Below are 15,174 nucleotides of genomic sequence, written 5' to 3'. Positions count from 1 at the left end.
TTCCTCTTCTTTCCATCACTTCAATCACTGGCAACCACTGGGTCTGGACATGCAAACAACCAAAAGAGACTTCACCCGTTTTGTAGGGGCGCTGATGGTCGCCGCCACCGGTGCGCCAGCGCTCGTCGGCTCGGCGTCGGTGTCGGCCCGCACGGCGCGCGCGCCCGCATCGCCCAGCATCCGCCGTGGCAGCTACCTGATCCGCAACGGCGCGGTCATCACGGTCGACCGCGCCAAGGGCGTGCTGCCGCGTGCCGACGTGTGGGTCCGCAACGGCGTGATCGAGAAGATCGGGCGGGGCCTGAGCGCACCGGCCGGCGCGGAGATCATCGATGCGACCGACATGATCGTCATGCCGGGCTTCGTCAATTCGCACTATCACATGTGGAGCGCCATCGGTCGCAGCTTCACCGCGCGCGACGGCGGCTTCTCGTACTACCCCGCCAAGAACGCGACCTCGACCCTGTACACGCCCGACGACTTCTACAACAGCGTGATGCTGGGCTGCGCCGAGCTGGCGAACGGCGGCACCACCACCGTGCACAACTGGTCGCACAACACGCGCTCCCCGGCCCATGCCGATGCCGAACTGCGTGCGCACCAGCACGCGCTGCTGCGCGCCCGCTATGCCTACGGCCACGTCGACAAGATGCCCGCCGACGAACTCAACCGCTACGACGACCTGGCCCGCGTGCGGCGCGAGTGGTTCGGCGAGCGCTCGCCGTTCGACGGGCTGGTGCACCTGGGGCTGAACCTGCGCGGCCCGCAGCAGAGCACCGACGCCGTGTTCCATGAAGAGATGAAGGCCGCCAAGGCCAGCGGCTTGCCCGTTGCGATTCACGCACCGCAGGAGGCACCGAACAACGTCGATGCCGTCGACTACGAACGGCGCGGCTACCTCGGCCCGGATTTCATGCTCGCGCACTACGTGCCCGCCAGCACGGCCGACCTGGCGGCCATGGCGCGCACGAAAACACCGCTGTCCTTTGCCACGCACTCCGAGTTGCGGCTCAGCGGCACCGGCGATGCGCGCGCCGCGCTCTTCGCGATGCGCAACGCGGGCCTGACCATCTCGCTGTCGAGCGACGCAACCTCCATCGCGCCGCCCGACATGTTCGAGGCCATGCGCTTCACCTGGAACCTGGGCGTGCCGTGGGCCGGCACACCGAGCGCCCAGTCGAAGGCGATCGGCGTGCCCGAGGCGATCGAGATGGCGACCCTCAACGGCGCCATTGCCATGGGGCTGGGCGACGTCACCGGCTCGATCACCGAAGGCAAGCGCGCCGACATCATCCTGGTGCGCACGCAGGACCTGAACATGGGCCCGGTCGGCAACGTCGAGACCGCCATCGTGCAAAGCGGCAGTGCTGCCAACGTCGACACCGTGATGGTCGACGGCCGCATCGTGAAGCGCAGCGGCAGGCTGCTGGCCTACGACACGCGCGGCATCATGCGGCGCGCGCGGCAATCGGCGGACCGGATTCGCGCTGCGGCGAGTGAGGCCCTGAAGGCCTGAAGCCTGGGGCACGCTTGCGGCAGCGGCTTTTCGGGAGACGCGCGCGGATCGACGTTGCCAACAACATCAGTCGCGATCCTCGTAGTAGCGGCGGTGCTGCTCGCGCTCCCATTGCCGGCGACGCCATTCACGGCGCTCCGCCCGGCGCTCTTCCCAGCGTTGCGCGCGGCGCTCCTCCCAGCGAGACCCAGGTTCGTCGTAGACAGGTGCAGGGACCGAGTAGGCCGGCTGTGCAGGCTGGTAATAGGTCGGAGCCGGCCGCGAGTAGACAGGCGCCGGCTCGTAATAGACCGGTGCGGGCTCACTCACGACCACGCCGGGCAGGTTCACGCCAATGGACCAGCTGGTGCCCGCGTTGGCCGATGCAACCGTCAACAAGGCGCCGGCAGCTGCGAGACCTGCGGTAACCCACTTGAGAGCGGCTCTGGGAAAAGTCATTTCAACTCCTTGGGGGCAAGAAATAGCCCCGATGCGCAACCAACGCCTGGCCGCGCGGCGCCGCGTACATCGCCACGGTGAAGAACGCTCCCAAATGTCACGTCATCGGCCATCTGCCCGGTGTGGAACCGTTTTCTCTTTTTTCCCTTTTCTATTTGATTCTTGAGCAAATCTGTATCTGTAAATTTTCAGGGTTATCACTGTAGAAACGTTTCCACATCCATCTCAAACTGCGGCCATGACCGGCGCCGCACTTCTCTCTCCTTTACCTTCCGCACGGCTGCCGTTGCGGCCACCGCCCTACGAACCCGAGGTCGCTGCGGCGATACAAAGCACCGCGTTCAAAGGCCTGTCGCCCTTGAACCTTCGGCTGGCGCTCGCGAATCACAGCAAGCTCGGTCCGGCCTTCCAGGCCATGGCGCATGTGGTGCTGTTCCAGTGCGCGCTGCCCGAGCGCGACCGCGAGATCGCGATCATCCGCACCGGCGCACTCACGCGGTCCGAGTACGAGTGGGGGATGCATGTCAGCATCTACGCGGACCCATGCGGGCTCGATGCCGCGCAGGTCCGCGAGCTCACCGAAAGCGCCGACTGGCAAGCGCTGTCGCCAGGGCGATGGACCGACAAGGAACGCTTGATCGTTCGGATGGTGGACGAGCTGCACCATCATTCCACGGTGTCCGATCAGACCTGGCAGTCCCTTTGCGCGGGCTGGCCGCAGGCGCAGGTGATCGAGCTCATCTTCGCGTCGAGCTTCTATCACATGGCTGCCTTTTTTCTGAACAGCGCAGCCGTGCCGCTGGAGCCAGGCGCGGAGCGCTTTTCTGCCCCGCTTGCACAAGCCAAGGTGCCGGCATGAAGGCCAAGGTCACCATCCGCGAAGTGGCCAAGGCCGCCGGCGTGGCCATCGGCACCGCGTCGCGCGCGCTGAACCGCACGGGGCGTGTCAGCGAACAGGCCATCGCAGCGGTCACCAAGGCGGCACGCGACCTCGGCTACACCCCCGACGCGGTGGCGCAAAGCATGCGGACCCGCTCCACGGGCGTGGTCGGGCTGCTGGTGTCGGACCTGGCCAACCCCCTGTATGCGCGGATCATCACGGCGGTCGAATCGCGGCTGCTGACAGCCGGCTATGCGCTGCTGGTGGCCAGCACCCACAACGACGAGCAGCGGGAGAAAACGCTGGTCGACCTGTTCCGGCGCCGACGCGTCGACGGGCTCATCCTCGGCCCCTGCCAGACCGAGACCCCGGAATACCTGGACCAGCTGGCGGCGGACGGCCCGGTGATTGCGCTCGACCGCGACTTCCAGGGCGACAACGCGGGCGTGCACGTCGACCATTACAACGGCGCCCTTCAAGCCACGCGCTACCTGCTGAACCTGGGCCACACGCGCATCGCGCTGCTGACGCCCGGCAGCGTGCTGCGCCCGGGCCGCGAGCGCATCGTGGGCTACAGGGATGCCTTTGCGGAGCGCGGCCTGCAGCCCGACCCCAAGTTGATCCGCGCGGAGAAGTCGGCGATGGACTTCGCCTTCAGCGAGGCCCTCTCCCTGCTGGGCTCGCCCGCGGCGCCCACGGCCTTCCTCTGCCTGGGCACCCGCATCCTGTCGGGCGTGCTGCAGGCGCTGCGCCACTCGGGCCGCCTGGCGCCCGACGACGTCAGCGTCGTCAGCATCGGCGACACCGACCTGTCGCAGCTTTTCAGTCCGGCGATCACGTCGCTGACCTGGGACCTGGAAGCGGTCGGCACCGCCGTGGCCGAATTGCTGTTGCGGCGGCTGGACAGCACGGCACCGCTCGAGCAGGAACGCATCCTGCTGACCACGCAGATGGTGCTGCGCGAATCCTGCGGCCCGGTCGCCAAGACCGCCACCGGAGCCGTTGCCGCCCGCAAGAAAACGAGAACCGCCCCATGACGCAGCGCCTCCAGAACAAGGTGGTGCTCGTGGTCGGCGCTGGCTCCGTCGGCAGCGACATCAGCAACGGCGCCGCCTGCGCCGTCACCTTCGCTCGCGAAGGCGCGAAAGTGCTCTGTGCCGACCGTTCGCCCCAAGCCGCTGCGGCGTCGGTGCAGCGCATTCATGACATCGGCGGCATCGCCGAAGCCTTCGAGGCCGATGTGCGCAGCAGCGAGCAGATCGGGCGAATGGTGGCGCATTGCGTCGCGCGCTTCGGCCGCATCGACGTGCTGCACCACAACGTCGGCATCGAGGAATTCGGCGAGCTGCTCGAGGTCACGGAAGAGTCCTGGGACCGCGTGCACGCCATCAACCTCAAGGGCCCCATGCTCACGGCGCGCGAGGTGGTGCCGCACATGATCCGCCAGGGCGGTGGTTCCATCATCAACATCTCCTCCATCGCGAGCCGCAAGTGGAGCCCGATGCAGTTCCTGTCGTACAGCACCTCGAAGGCGGCGCTGAACCACATGACACGCGTGGTGGCCCGCCAGTACGCGCAGCACCAGGTGCGCTGCAACGTGATCGTGCCGGGCCTGATCGACACCCCCCACGCCGCCGCCTTGTTCAAGAACGACGAAGAGGCGCAGGCGGGCCGCGAGATGCGCAACGCGCGCTGCCCCATGGGCCGCCAGGGCACGGCGTGGGACGTGGCGAATGCGGCGCTGTTCCTCGCCTCCGACGAATCGAGCTACGTGACGGGCCTGGAGCTGGTGGTCGACGGCGGCCTGTCCCTGTAGGCCGGTATCCCACCATCCCAAAGAAGGAGACAACACCATGCGCAAACTGTGGATTGCAGCGCTCGCGGGCCTCGCGTTCGCCGCCCATGCCGAAACGCCGGCAGACTATCCGACTCGGCCGATTCGCTTCGTCCTGATCTCGGCGGCGGGCAGCGGCGGCGATGCGCTCGGCCGGCTTCTGGCCGACAAGATGGCGCCGCTGATCAAGGGCGTCTTCGTGATGGACAACAAGCCGGGCGCCAGCGGAGCCATCGCCACCGACTTCGTCGCCCGGGCGCCGGCCGACGGCTACACGATCGGCATCGGCGGCGCGACCACGCACGTGCTGCTGCCCGCGAGCAATCCCAAGCTCTCGTACGACTCGGTCAAGGACTTCGCACCCATCGGGCAGGTCGGCACCGCCTCGATCCTGCTCATCGCGACCAACGATTTCCCGGCGAACAACGCCAAGGAGCTCATCGCGCTGGCCAAGAAGTCGCCGGGCAGCGTGCAGTACGCCAGCTGGGGCATCGCCTCGACCGGCCATTTCTGCGGAGAGCTGTTCAACCTGCGCACGCAGGCGCAGATGAGCCACATCCCCTACAAGTCGGTGGTGCAGATCCAGACCGACATGCTGGGCGGCCACGTCAAACTGGCCTACGTGGACATGGCGTCGGGCTCGCCGATGGTGAAGTCCGGCAAGGTGAAGGCGATCACCGCCTGCACCTCGCGCTCGCCCAGCCTGCCCGACGTGTCGAGCTACGACGACGAGGGCATCGATTTCGCAGGCAAGCGCATGGGCGCGCTGCGCTGGGCGCTGTACGCACCCGCCGGCACGCCCAAGCCGATCGTCGGCAAGCTCTCCGCCGCGCTCAAGCAGGTGCTCGAGATGCCAGACGTGAAGACCCGCCTGCTGGACCTGGGCATCACGGCCGCTTTCGTCGGCGGCGACGAGCTGCGCACCATGACCGCCGCGGACATCGAGGGTTGGAAGCAGATCGCCAAGGCCGCGAACATCAGCAATGAGTGACGCCGCCCTCCTCCCGCTGCTGCAGGGCCGCGTGGCCCTGATCACCGGTGCCTCGCGCCCGCGCGGCATCGGCCTGGCGACGGCACGGCTGTTCGCCCTGCACGGCGCCCGGGTGGCGCTGCTCGACCTGGACGAAGAAGAGGCACAGGCAGCGGCTCGGTCGATCGGACCGGCGCACATCGGGATCGGCTGCGACGTGCGCGATGCCGGCGCCTGCGCGTCGGCCGTGGCGCGCGCACTGCAATGGGCCGGCCGCATCGATGTGCTGGTGAACAACGCCGCCATCACGCAAAAGCGCGGCGTGCTCGAAGTGACCGCCGAGGACTTCGAGCAGGTCGTGTCCATCGCCCTGCGCGGCACGCTGCAGATGGCGCAGTGCGTGATTCCCACCATGGTCGCGCAGCGCAGCGGCTCGATCATCTGCATCTCGTCGATGTCCGCGCAGCAAGGCGGCGGCGTGTTCGGCGGCAGCCACTACTGCGCCGCCAAGGCCGGCGTGCTGGGCTTCATGCGCGCCATTGCCAAGGAGCTGGGGCCGCAGGGCGTGCGCGCCAACGCCGTCACGCCCGGCTTGATCATGACGGACTTCTCGCGCGGGGCGAACTCCGACGACAACAAGCACGCGCTGGGCAAGACATTCCCGCTGGCCCGGGTCGGCCAGCCCGAAGACATTGCGGGCGCATGCCTCTACCTGGCGTCCGACCTGTCGTCTTTCATGACGGGGGCCACGCTCGACGTCAACGGCGGCGCGTACATGCGCTGAGCGCACCACCAAGGCACCAAGGAGTCCATTCAATGAGCATGCTGTTCGGCGGCGCACGCCAGGTCGGCTATGTCGTCCACGACATCGAGAAGGCCATGGCCCACTGGTCACGCACGCTGGGCGTGGGTCCGTGGTTCTACAAGGAAGAAGTCGGCACGACCGAGTTCACCTACTACGGCAAGCCCTCGCGCCTGCCCAGGCTGTCCATTGCACTGGCCAATTCCGGCGACCTGCAGATCGAACTGATCCAGCAGCGCGACGACGCGCCGTCGCTCTATCTCGATTCGCTGCGCCGCGGCGGCGAAGGCGCCCAGCATCTGGCCTACTGGACCGACGACGGCTTCGACAAGGCCGTGCAGCACCTGCTGTCGATGGGCTACGTCGAGGGCCACAGCGGCCGCATGGGGATGCGTGGTCGCTTCGCCTACTTCGTCCATCCCGACCTGCCCAGTGGCATGTTCGAAATCTCCGAGATGGCCGGCGGCAAGGGCGAGTACTTCCGCGAGATCCGGCGCGCGGCCGAAGGATGGGACGGCAAGGACCCGATTCGCCGCATGGGCGCAAACGCCGCCGCCGCTCCCACGCCATGACGGCGATGGCTCAACCCGTTCAGCAACACGCAGGAGACCCCGTGGACACAGCAACGCTTCAAGCGGCACGAATCCAGACCGTGCGCGATCACATGGCGCTCGAATGCACGCAGGCGTGGGATGCGGTGATCGACACGTTCCAGCATCCTCGCTACGAGATGCACGGAAGCGGCGTGGTGTTCGACGGCGAGGAAGAAGTGCGCGGCTATTTCCGCAGCTCGCGCACGCCCTTTCCCGACTTGGCCAACGAGATCATCGCCATCGCCGCCGACGGGGCCACGGTGCTGGTCGAGTTCTGGCTCAGCGGCACGCACCTGGGTCCGCTGCATGCCAATGGCAAGGTGTTCGACGCGACCGGTCGAACGTTCCGCATCCGCATGGCCGCGACCTTCGAGTTCGCCCCGGGCTCCGACAAGATCGTGTGCGAGCGGCCCTACTCCGCCGCCGATGCGAAGCTGCGAGCGCTCGGGTTGACCTGAAGCAGCACGAATTTCGCAAGGTCCTCGCTACTTAAGAAGATAAGGACCAGCGATCGACAACGTGGCTTGTGAGGAACTCACCCTCATCTCGCCTTCCTTGCGCGCAGGTACCGTGGGGCTTGTCTGCTGCGCAGCGAAGCATGCATCGGCAGCGAGCGACTTGAGCGTCGGCAACTCCGGCGAAAGCGGTCTTTGAATCCCCGCCCGTCCCTGCAGTTCTTGCGAGCCCGTACTGCAGCTTCGTGAGCGTGGCCTACAACCTGGCCGCGATCCTCGAGTACCAGCTCGCGCCCAAGATGTTCCTGGGCGGCTCGATCGGACTGAACAACGCGCAGAACTACCGCCAGCTGACGGGCGGCGTGTACCTTCGCTGCGTGTTCGATGGCGCGGGCACACTGGGCGTGCCGAGCGGCACGACGCTGCCCTGAAGCCGGGCCCCGAGGGCGGGCCTTTCAGTCGTCCGTCGCCGGTTCGCGGCCCCACGGCGGCGCGCGCTCGAACTCGGCCACCCAGCACTGCATCTGATCCGCCGGCATCGGCTTCGCGATGCCGTAGCCCTGAGCCAGCGTGCAGCCCATGGCGAGCAAGGCCTCGCCGTGGTGCAGCGTCTCGACGCCTTCGGCCACGGCCGTGCGCCCGAGTGCCTTCAACAGCAGCAGGATGCCCTGCACGATCGCGCGGTCGGCCTCGCTGTCGAGCATGTCGCGAATGAACGACTGGTCGATCTTGACCGACGACACCGGCAGCTGGCGCAGGTAGGTGAGCGACGAATAGCCGGTGCCGAAATCGTCGATGGCCACCGCCACGCCGAGCGCCTGGCACGCCTCAACGAAGCGGGCCACCGTGGCGAACTGGCTGATGGCCGTGGTCTCGAGAATCTCGAGTTCCAGCGCACCGCGGCCAAGCTTCGGGTACTGCGCCAGTTGCTGCGTGAGCCGGTCGACGAAGTCGTGGCGCATCATGTGCAGCGGACTCACATTGACGCTGACCGACATGCGCAGGCCCGCCTCGAGCCAGTCGTACAGCTGCCGCAATGCCGTGGCGATGACCCACTCGCCGACCTGCTCGGCCAGCGCGTCGTCCTCCAGCAGGGGCACGAAATGGATCGGCTGCAGCAGGCCGCGCTGCGGATGGTTCCAGCGGATGAGCGCCTCCGCGCCCACCACCATGCCGCGGCGCATGTCGACCTTGGGCTGGTAGCACAGGAAGAACTCGCCCAGCGCCAGCCCCTCCTGGATGCGCTGGCGCTCGCGCACGACCTGCGCATCGGCCTGCGCCTGCGGGGCGTCGAAATAATGCACCTTGCCGTCGGCGGCACGCTTGGCGAAGAAGGCCGCATGCTGGGCATCGCGCAACGCAAGTTCGGGCGCCGGACCGGTGCTGTCCATCATCCGCGCGCCGAGGCTGGCGCCCAGGTGGGCGGTGCGGCCCCGCCATTGCCAGGGTTCGGCCAGCGCCGCCAGGATGCGCTCCAGCACCTCGTGGCATTGCGAAAATCCCAGTCCGGCGAAGACGGCCGCGAACTCGTCTCCGCCGATGCGCGCCAGCAGCGACTCGCGCGGCAGTTGGGCCTTGATGCGACGGGCCGCTTCGACCAGCGCGGCATTGCCGCCCGCCATGCCCAGGCGCTGGTTGAGTTCGCTGAAGCGATCGAGATCGATGTCGCAGACGACAGCAAGGCGCTTGCCCGCGCGCGCCCAGTCCGCGATGAGCGGAGACAGCACCTCGTCCGGAGGAAGGCGCCTCAACGCTTCGTCCGGCGACGAGATGACATGAGCGGACTCGTTCGGCACAGGCGGGTGTTCCGAAAATCAAAAGCTGCTGATGCCCGGATTCAGCCTGCGCGGGCTGACCATGGCAAGGGATTTTTCGCTGGCGGCGTCTATGAACGGGATTCTTTGGTTCTTGCTACAACCAAAGAACTCCTTGCTGGCAAGGCTCGTCAACTGCTGGGGGCCATCGACGAACATATCTCAGGGACCTGTTTACGCAGCGCTCGGTCGCATCGCCGTGCACACGCGATTGCGCCCTCCCATCTTGGCCGCGTACAAGGCCTTGTCGGCGGCCTGGATCAACCCCTTCGGTGGTCCCGAGTTCACTGCGGGGCTGAACGCATCCACACCGGCGCTCAGCGTGACGAAGCCGTCGGGGGTTCCGGCGTGCACGATTTCCAGGTCACGAACCGCGCTGCGGATTCGCTCCGCCAGGATGGCGGCATCGGCCACATCGGTATTGGGCAACAGCACGGCCAGTTCCTCCCCGCCGTACCGGGCTGCAAGATCTCCCGGACGACGAGATGCGACGCTTGCGATCGTGCGCCCGATCGTCTGCAGACACTCATCCCCGGCCGTGTGGCCGTAGATGTCGTTGTACTGCTTGAAGGAATCGACATCGATCAGTATGAGCGCCAGGGTGCTCGCGTTGCGTATGGCTCGGCTGAATTCGCTGTCGAGCGCCACGTCGAACTGCCGGCGATTTGCCAACCCCGTGAGACCGTCCTCCATGGCGAGGGTGTTCAAGGTCTTGTTGAGCGTCTCCAGCGCGTCGCGCGCCCGCCGCAGTTCGACCTCGGACTTGCTTCGCAGCTCCATCTGCTTCACCAACCGCCATCCCACGAGGCCGACGATCAACGTCAGGAGCGTGACGCCGCCCGTATGCCAGAGCGTTTCCCGCCACCAGGCGGCCAGGATCTCGTCCTTGGAGAGGGCCGCGGCAACGAACAGCGGATAGTTGGAGAGACGCCGGAAGCTGTTCAATCGCGTGACGCCGTCCTGCGCCGATTTGATTTCAGCCGTCCCGGCCGGGCCCTGGGCTACGTACGCCTGGAAGAGGCCCGTGCCCAGCATGCTTCTTCCGACCATGTCGGTGCTGTATGGCCGGCGGGTCATCATCGTTCCGTTCTCGAGGATCAGCGCAACGGCGCCGGCCTGCCCTATGTCGAGGCTGTCGTAGAACTTCAAGAAGAAGTCGATGTCGATCGTCGCAAGCGCCACGCCGGCGAAGCTGCCGTCTGCGTGATTGATGCGCCGGGAAACGGGAACGAGCAGTTTGCCGTTGGTCCGGCTCTTCACCGGAATACCGATGTGCGGTCCACGGTCCTCGTGCTCGCGATGGAAGACGAAATACTCGCGGCTCGCATTGTTCAGATTCTGCGGCGCGATCTGCCGGGAGTTCGCAACCCAGTTTCCGTCCTTGTCATAGATGTGAAGTCCGTCGAGTTGCGGGAGTTCGGTCACCTGCATGCCGAGCACTTTGCGAAGCCGAGCGACGGCTGCCGGCTCCGTGCCGTCGTGTTCGATGCGCTCGACGATGCCGACCAGCGCGGTGTCGGCCTGCTTGATGGTGTCATCCGCCTGCTGCGCCATGGCACGCGCGAGGTTCGATGCCGCAACGCTCATCTGCTGAAGCCGCTCCGCGCGCGAATTCCAGCTGTTCCAGCAGTCGAGCGCCACGAGGGCCAGGCAAACGACGGCCACGAAGGCTGTCGTTCGAAAAGTGATGGAGGGTCGGCGAAACACTGTGTCCTTCCGGAGCAACGGCGACTGATCTAAAGCGCTTGCGCGACTTTGACACATCTCCGGCCGGACCGTCACCTTTCGCCCGGTCGGCTGTGGGGCTCAAACAGCCCGCACGTCGAAGAACGCCTCGTCGGTGTCCTTGTCTCAACGACCGCTTCTCGCCGACTGGCGGCCGACGACGTCGTTTGCTCTGCCTGCCCTGCGACGGGCCTGTCAACGCAACCGGGAGGCCTCCTGGCTAGGTTTAACCCCGCATCGCGCGGAAAAGCATTGACGCAGAATCACTCTTCACCAGGCCCACGTGGCGCAGCAGCGGCGCGCGATCCAGGGGACAGTTTTCTACACATGGCCGATGGAAGGACCTGATGATGCGAACGAACTATTCCTCTGATCCAACGGCGCGCCGCCTGACCCTTTGCCTGGGCATTGCAGCCCTCGGCTTGGGTGCATTGGTGGGCTCGACCGCAAATGCACAGACGACGTGGCCCACCAAATCGGTCACCTTGCTGGTCGGCTTCCCGCCCGGCGGGCAAACCGATTTTGCGGGACGCGTACTGACGAACGGCATGCAAGGCGCGCTCGGCCAACCGGTGCTCATCGACAACAAGGCCGGTGTCAACGGCAATATCGCCTCGGTCGAGCTGATGAAGGCGCCGCCGGACGGCCACAAGCTGCTGGTTGGCAACGGCTCGATGACGATCATGCCGCATGTCTACACCAAGCTGGGCATTGTCGATCCGCAGAAGATGACGCCCATCGGCGTCATGCTGCAGTCGCCGCTGGTGCTCGTGGTACCCGCCACCTCCCCCATCAAGACCTATGCGCAGTTCGCAGAGGAAGTGAAGGCCAGGGCCAAAGCGGGCAAGGGCATTGACTACGGAACCGGTGGGCCGGGCTCGCTCATACATGTCACGATGGAGTTGCTGCGCGAACGCCTGGGCAGCCCGGCGATGAACCATGTGCCCTACAAAGGCAGCAGCCCCGCCATGGTCGACCTGATGGCTGGCCGTCTTGACGCCATGTTCGACGCGACCTCCGTCGTCGCCCCATTCGTCAAGTCGGGGCAGTTGCGCCCACTGCTGGTCACGGGGGAGAAGCGGTCCCCGATGCTGCCGAACGTACCCACGGCCACGGAAAGTGGCGTCAAGGACTTCACCATCATCTCCTTCATCGGCCTCTATGGGCCACCCGGCCTGAGCCCGGATGTCGTGAAGAAGGCCAGCAGCGCGATGAATGCGGCCCTGAAGGACCCGACTGTCGTCAAGAGCATTGTGGATCGCGGCGATGAACCAGGCGGCGGCTCACCAGAGCAACTCGGCGAGATGACGCGCGCCCAGTACAAGCTGTGGGGAGCCGTCGTGAAGGCAAACAACATCACAGCGGATTGATCACTGCATAGTGCACGCAGCTGCCGATCGCATGACCGCAGCGCGGCCAGCGACGGCGACCCGGGCTACTTGGGTGCCATGGTGGTGAGCACGGCCAAGCTCATGGCCTCCACACTCGTCTTGATCGAGGGCTCGGGCACCGGTGCGAAGAAAGGCGAGTGATTGAAGGCCAGAGGCTTGCCGCCGGGCTTGAGCGACGCCGTCACATCCTCGGGAGAAAGCACGCCCACGAAGAACATCATCGACGGAACACCGGCATTGACGAACTCGGAAAAATCCTCGCTCGCGGTGATGGGCCGCACCTGCACCACCTTCGGGTCGCCAAACGCCGTCTTGAGCGCCGCCGCCGTTCGATTGACCACCGCTTCGTCGTTGACCACTGCAGCGCCGCCCGGCACGAGCTCGACCACCGGCTCGGGCGCGCCGCCCATCATCGCAGCCGCGTTGGCTGTGCGGCGAATGCCGGCCAGCAACTTCTCACGCACTTCTGGCTGGTAGCTGCGGATGGTGCCGCGCAGCACCGCCGCGTCGGGAATGATGTTCCCCACGGTGCCGGCCTGAATGGCGCCGATGGTGATCACGCCGAACTCGGCTGGATCCTTTTCGCGGCTCACGACGGTCTGCACATCGGTGATGAAGCGTGCGGCGATCGCGATCGGGTCGATGGTCTTGTCTGGTGCCGACCCATGACCCCCACGCCCCTTGAAGGTGATCTCGAGCGAGTCCGAATTGGAGCTGATCGCGCCCACCTTGTAGCCAATGAATCCATAGGGCGACGGCGAGGTGTGCAGCGCGAACGCGAAGTCGGGTTTGGGAAAACGCTTGAACAGACCGTCGGCGAGCATCGCCTTGGCGCCCGAGACGGTTTCTTCGGCGGGCTGCGCCACGAACATCAGCGTGCCTTTCCACTGGTCTTTCATCGCGAGCAGCGTGCGGGCAGTGCCGACCCAGCTCGCCATGTGGATGTCGTGACCGCAGCTGTGAGCCACGAAGGTCTCGCGGCCGTTCGATTGCGTCTTGGCCTTGCTCGCGTACGGCAGGCCGGTTTTCTCCTCCATGGGCAGCGCATCGAGTTCGGTGCGCACCAGCACCGTCGGCCCTGCACCGTTCTTGTAGATCGCCACGACGCCCGTGCCGCCGATCTTCTCGGTGACGTCGAAACCGAGTTGGCGCATTTCACCAGCCAGCTTCGCGGCCGTGCGCACTTCCTGAAATGCGATCTCTGGATTGGCGTGCAGATCCTTGTAGAGCGCGTCGAGCGATGGGTACATGCCGTTGACGATGGGCCCGACTTGCTGATGCAGCGACTTCTGTGCACCGGCGTTCAGCGCCAGGGTCAGCAACGCAACGGCGGACAAAGCGCCGCGAGGAAATGAACAGGAAGACATGAAGAAGACGCCCCGTGAAAAGGAAAGAAGACGGACACCCGCCGCACCAGTGTGAACGGCTTCATGCAAGCTTCGAGCCCGGGATTGCCCTCCCCGGCCTTGACGTCATGAGACACGCCGCGGACAGCAAGGTCACGACGACCGTGGTCACGAACTCGCTTGCCGCGACAGACGAATCACTGGTGTACGTTGCCTACGCACGGCAGCGAACGGCGATGCTGAAGCATCTACGACACCCCTTCTGCGTGCGCAGCAATCAGTGTGTTGCATCGACCGGTTGAATCCGCCAGCGACACCCGACATCCAATGCTGGACTTGCGACCCTCATCAGGAGCGCGCACTGTTCGACCGGTCAAAGCGACTGCAGTCAACAGAAGCTTCCTGCGCGATGGACGCCGCTGGGTACTGCACCGGGAGCCGGAATCAAGCTGGGCCCAGCGACTGCGCTGATCCGTGCTGTCGCTGGTGGTGGACGAAGATTTTCTGTAACTCAGCTTACGCAAACTGCCACATGACGCCCACTGCAAGGAGCGCACTGCCGTGCAAGAAATAGATCACTGCAAGCGTGGCCCAGGACTACCATTCCATCGTTCACGTGCGGTTCGGCACGAGACTGCCGCGGACTGGTTGCTCACTCGTGCAAGGAGAGTCGCGATGGCAAGTCCAATGCATGTCAACAAGCTTCAGACGAAATCCCATGACGAACCGGATGAGGTTCGGGAGCCCGAAAAGACCCGGGTCGAAGTGGTCCGCCTCGAGGGCTACACGCTCGGACGCTTCAAGTTCGAGCCCGGGTGGCGCTGGTCGAAGTGCATCAAGCCGGTCGTGGGCACGGACAGTTGCCAGGTGGCTCACGTCGGGTACGCGGTTTCCGGTCGCATCACCGTGCAAATGAATGACGGCTCGCAGGCCGTCATTGAGGAAGGCATGTCGTACACCATTCCGCCGGGTCACGACGCATGGGTCGAAGGCAACGCTCCGTTCGTCGGCTTGGAGATGATGAGCGCAGAGGAATACGCAAAGTCCAAGAGCTGACCCGAGGTGAAAGGCCTCAGGAACAGACTTCTTCGGGATGCTCGAACGCAGGCGTGATCCGTACGGAACAACATATACATCCAGGGGTGGGTACAAAACCGCCGCCCCAGGGGATTCAGGAGGTTTGTACCCCCCTCCTGTACCCTCACTTGGCGCTGGCAGTCACCGGATTTCAGTGTGTGCCTCCGGACACGATTCGCCCGGCCCAATGAAAAAGGCCGCTAGGTATATGCTCCTAGCGGCCTCTGTCTTTACTTATGGTCGGTGTGAAAGGATTCGAACCTTCGACCCCTTGCACCCCATGCAAGTGCGCTACCAGGCTGCGCCACACACCGAAGCTCTCGATTATAGCGG

Annotated in this window: 16 protein-coding genes and 1 tRNA gene; 11 read left to right on the top strand and 6 right to left on the bottom strand. The window is 65.5% G+C overall.

Annotated elements, in window-relative coordinates; genetic code table 11:
* Positions 1-49: 49 nt before the first annotated feature.
* Positions 50-1,516 carry an amidohydrolase family protein gene (locus CY658_RS09085; RefSeq protein ID WP_101489792.1) on the top strand — a complete coding sequence of 489 codons (1,467 nt, stop codon included), beginning with the start codon at positions 50-52 and terminating at the stop codon, positions 1,514-1,516.
* Between the two features lie 66 nt (positions 1,517-1,582).
* Here the strand turns inward: CY658_RS09085 and CY658_RS09080 are convergent, their stop codons facing one another.
* A complete protein-coding gene (locus CY658_RS09080) occupies positions 1,583-1,954 on the bottom strand; it encodes a hypothetical protein (RefSeq protein WP_101489791.1) in 372 nt (123 codons plus the stop codon).
* Between the two features lie 238 nt (positions 1,955-2,192).
* Between CY658_RS09080 and CY658_RS09075 the strand changes: the two genes are divergently transcribed.
* The 8 genes from CY658_RS09075 (at position 2,193) to CY658_RS09040 (ending at position 7,919) form a co-directional block, all read left to right on the top strand.
* Positions 2,193-2,813 carry a carboxymuconolactone decarboxylase family protein gene (locus tag CY658_RS09075; protein ID WP_101489790.1) on the top strand — a complete coding sequence of 207 codons (621 nt, stop codon included), beginning with the start codon at positions 2,193-2,195 and terminating at the stop codon, positions 2,811-2,813.
* Positions 2,810-3,871 (top strand): LacI family DNA-binding transcriptional regulator, encoded by a 1,062-nt coding sequence (locus tag CY658_RS09070; protein WP_101489789.1) that lies wholly within the window; start codon positions 2,810-2,812, stop codon positions 3,869-3,871. Before CY658_RS09075 ends, CY658_RS09070 begins: the two co-directional genes overlap by 4 nt.
* Positions 3,868-4,650, top strand: coding sequence for an SDR family NAD(P)-dependent oxidoreductase (locus tag CY658_RS09065; protein ID WP_101489788.1), 783 nt, complete (start codon positions 3,868-3,870; stop codon positions 4,648-4,650). Before CY658_RS09070 ends, CY658_RS09065 begins: the two co-directional genes overlap by 4 nt.
* Before the next feature lie 37 nt (positions 4,651-4,687).
* Positions 4,688-5,659 carry a Bug family tripartite tricarboxylate transporter substrate binding protein gene (locus CY658_RS09060; RefSeq protein ID WP_101489787.1) on the top strand — a complete coding sequence of 324 codons (972 nt, stop codon included), beginning with the start codon at positions 4,688-4,690 and terminating at the stop codon, positions 5,657-5,659.
* Entirely contained in the window at positions 5,652-6,422 is a 771-nt protein-coding gene (locus CY658_RS09055) for an SDR family NAD(P)-dependent oxidoreductase (protein ID WP_101489786.1), read from the top strand. Before CY658_RS09060 ends, CY658_RS09055 begins: the two co-directional genes overlap by 8 nt.
* 32 nt (positions 6,423-6,454) lie before the next feature.
* A complete protein-coding gene (locus CY658_RS09050) occupies positions 6,455-7,012 on the top strand; it encodes a VOC family protein (protein ID WP_101489785.1) in 558 nt (185 codons plus the stop codon).
* Positions 7,013-7,053: 41 nt separating this feature from the next.
* Entirely contained in the window at positions 7,054-7,491 is a 438-nt protein-coding gene (locus CY658_RS09045; protein WP_257884791.1) for an ester cyclase, read from the top strand.
* A gap of 248 nt (positions 7,492-7,739) precedes the next feature.
* Entirely contained in the window at positions 7,740-7,919 is a 180-nt protein-coding gene (locus CY658_RS09040; RefSeq protein WP_257884790.1) for a cellulose synthase subunit BcsC-related outer membrane protein, read from the top strand.
* 24 nt (positions 7,920-7,943) lie between these two features.
* Here CY658_RS09040 and CY658_RS09035 read toward each other — a convergent pair whose 3' ends face one another.
* The 3 genes from CY658_RS09035 to CY658_RS09030 form a co-directional block, all read right to left on the bottom strand.
* Complete coding sequence (locus tag CY658_RS09035; RefSeq protein WP_257884789.1) at positions 7,944-9,239, bottom strand: putative bifunctional diguanylate cyclase/phosphodiesterase; 1,296 nt, start codon at positions 9,237-9,239, stop codon at positions 7,944-7,946.
* A 63-nt stretch (positions 9,240-9,302) separates the two neighbouring features.
* On the bottom strand, positions 9,303-9,461 hold the full coding sequence (locus CY658_RS32730; protein WP_180838898.1) for a hypothetical protein: 159 nt from the start codon (positions 9,459-9,461) through the stop codon (positions 9,303-9,305).
* Positions 9,462-9,476: 15 nt separating this feature from the next.
* On the bottom strand, positions 9,477-11,009 hold the full coding sequence (locus tag CY658_RS09030) for a sensor domain-containing diguanylate cyclase (protein WP_101490296.1): 1,533 nt from the start codon (positions 11,007-11,009) through the stop codon (positions 9,477-9,479).
* A gap of 368 nt (positions 11,010-11,377) precedes the next feature.
* On the opposite strand from CY658_RS09030, the gene CY658_RS09025 reads away from it, so the two are divergent.
* Complete coding sequence (locus tag CY658_RS09025) at positions 11,378-12,397, top strand: Bug family tripartite tricarboxylate transporter substrate binding protein (RefSeq protein WP_101490295.1); 1,020 nt, start codon at positions 11,378-11,380, stop codon at positions 12,395-12,397.
* Positions 12,398-12,462: 65 nt separating this feature from the next.
* Here the strand turns inward: CY658_RS09025 and CY658_RS09020 are convergent, their stop codons facing one another.
* The gene (locus CY658_RS09020) at positions 12,463-13,785 is read right to left on the bottom strand and encodes an amidohydrolase (protein ID WP_101489782.1); all 1,323 of its coding nucleotides are present in this window, start codon (positions 13,783-13,785) and stop codon (positions 12,463-12,465) included.
* Positions 13,786-14,439: 654 nt separating this feature from the next.
* Between CY658_RS09020 and CY658_RS09010 the strand changes: the two genes are divergently transcribed.
* Complete coding sequence (locus CY658_RS09010) at positions 14,440-14,820, top strand: cupin domain-containing protein (RefSeq protein WP_101489780.1); 381 nt, start codon at positions 14,440-14,442, stop codon at positions 14,818-14,820.
* 258 nt (positions 14,821-15,078) lie between these two features.
* On the opposite strand, the gene CY658_RS09005 is transcribed toward CY658_RS09010, so the two are convergent.
* Positions 15,079-15,155: transfer RNA gene (locus tag CY658_RS09005), tRNA-Pro, on the bottom strand.
* Positions 15,156-15,174 lie beyond the last annotated feature (19 nt).

Source organism: Variovorax sp. RO1 (genome assembly GCF_002849325.1).
Taxonomy (GTDB): Bacteria; Pseudomonadota; Gammaproteobacteria; order Burkholderiales; family Burkholderiaceae_C; genus Variovorax.
Note: the sequence above shows the minus strand (reverse complement) of the source record. Positions and strands in the feature narration are given on the sequence as shown.

What these genes read in the sequence shown, in the direction of transcription:
- CY658_RS09085 (WP_101489792.1), top strand. Translation starts at nt 50, where the DNA reads ATGCAAACAACCAAAAGAGACTTCACCCGTTTTGTAGGGGCGCTGATG.
- CY658_RS09080 (WP_101489791.1), bottom strand. Translation starts at nt 1,954, where the DNA reads ATGACTTTTCCCAGAGCCGCTCTCAAGTGGGTTACCGCAGGTCTCGCA.
- CY658_RS09075 (WP_101489790.1), top strand. Translation starts at nt 2,193, where the DNA reads ATGACCGGCGCCGCACTTCTCTCTCCTTTACCTTCCGCACGGCTGCCG.
- CY658_RS09070 (WP_101489789.1), top strand. Translation starts at nt 2,810, where the DNA reads ATGAAGGCCAAGGTCACCATCCGCGAAGTGGCCAAGGCCGCCGGCGTG.
- CY658_RS09065 (WP_101489788.1), top strand. Translation starts at nt 3,868, where the DNA reads ATGACGCAGCGCCTCCAGAACAAGGTGGTGCTCGTGGTCGGCGCTGGC.
- CY658_RS09060 (WP_101489787.1), top strand. Translation starts at nt 4,688, where the DNA reads ATGCGCAAACTGTGGATTGCAGCGCTCGCGGGCCTCGCGTTCGCCGCC.
- CY658_RS09055 (WP_101489786.1), top strand. Translation starts at nt 5,652, where the DNA reads ATGAGTGACGCCGCCCTCCTCCCGCTGCTGCAGGGCCGCGTGGCCCTG.
- CY658_RS09050 (WP_101489785.1), top strand. Translation starts at nt 6,455, where the DNA reads ATGAGCATGCTGTTCGGCGGCGCACGCCAGGTCGGCTATGTCGTCCAC.
- CY658_RS32730 (WP_180838898.1), bottom strand. Translation starts at nt 9,461, where the DNA reads ATGTTCGTCGATGGCCCCCAGCAGTTGACGAGCCTTGCCAGCAAGGAG.
- CY658_RS09025 (WP_101490295.1), top strand. Translation starts at nt 11,378, where the DNA reads ATGCGAACGAACTATTCCTCTGATCCAACGGCGCGCCGCCTGACCCTT.
- CY658_RS09020 (WP_101489782.1), bottom strand. Translation starts at nt 13,785, where the DNA reads ATGTCTTCCTGTTCATTTCCTCGCGGCGCTTTGTCCGCCGTTGCGTTG.
- CY658_RS09010 (WP_101489780.1), top strand. Translation starts at nt 14,440, where the DNA reads ATGGCAAGTCCAATGCATGTCAACAAGCTTCAGACGAAATCCCATGAC.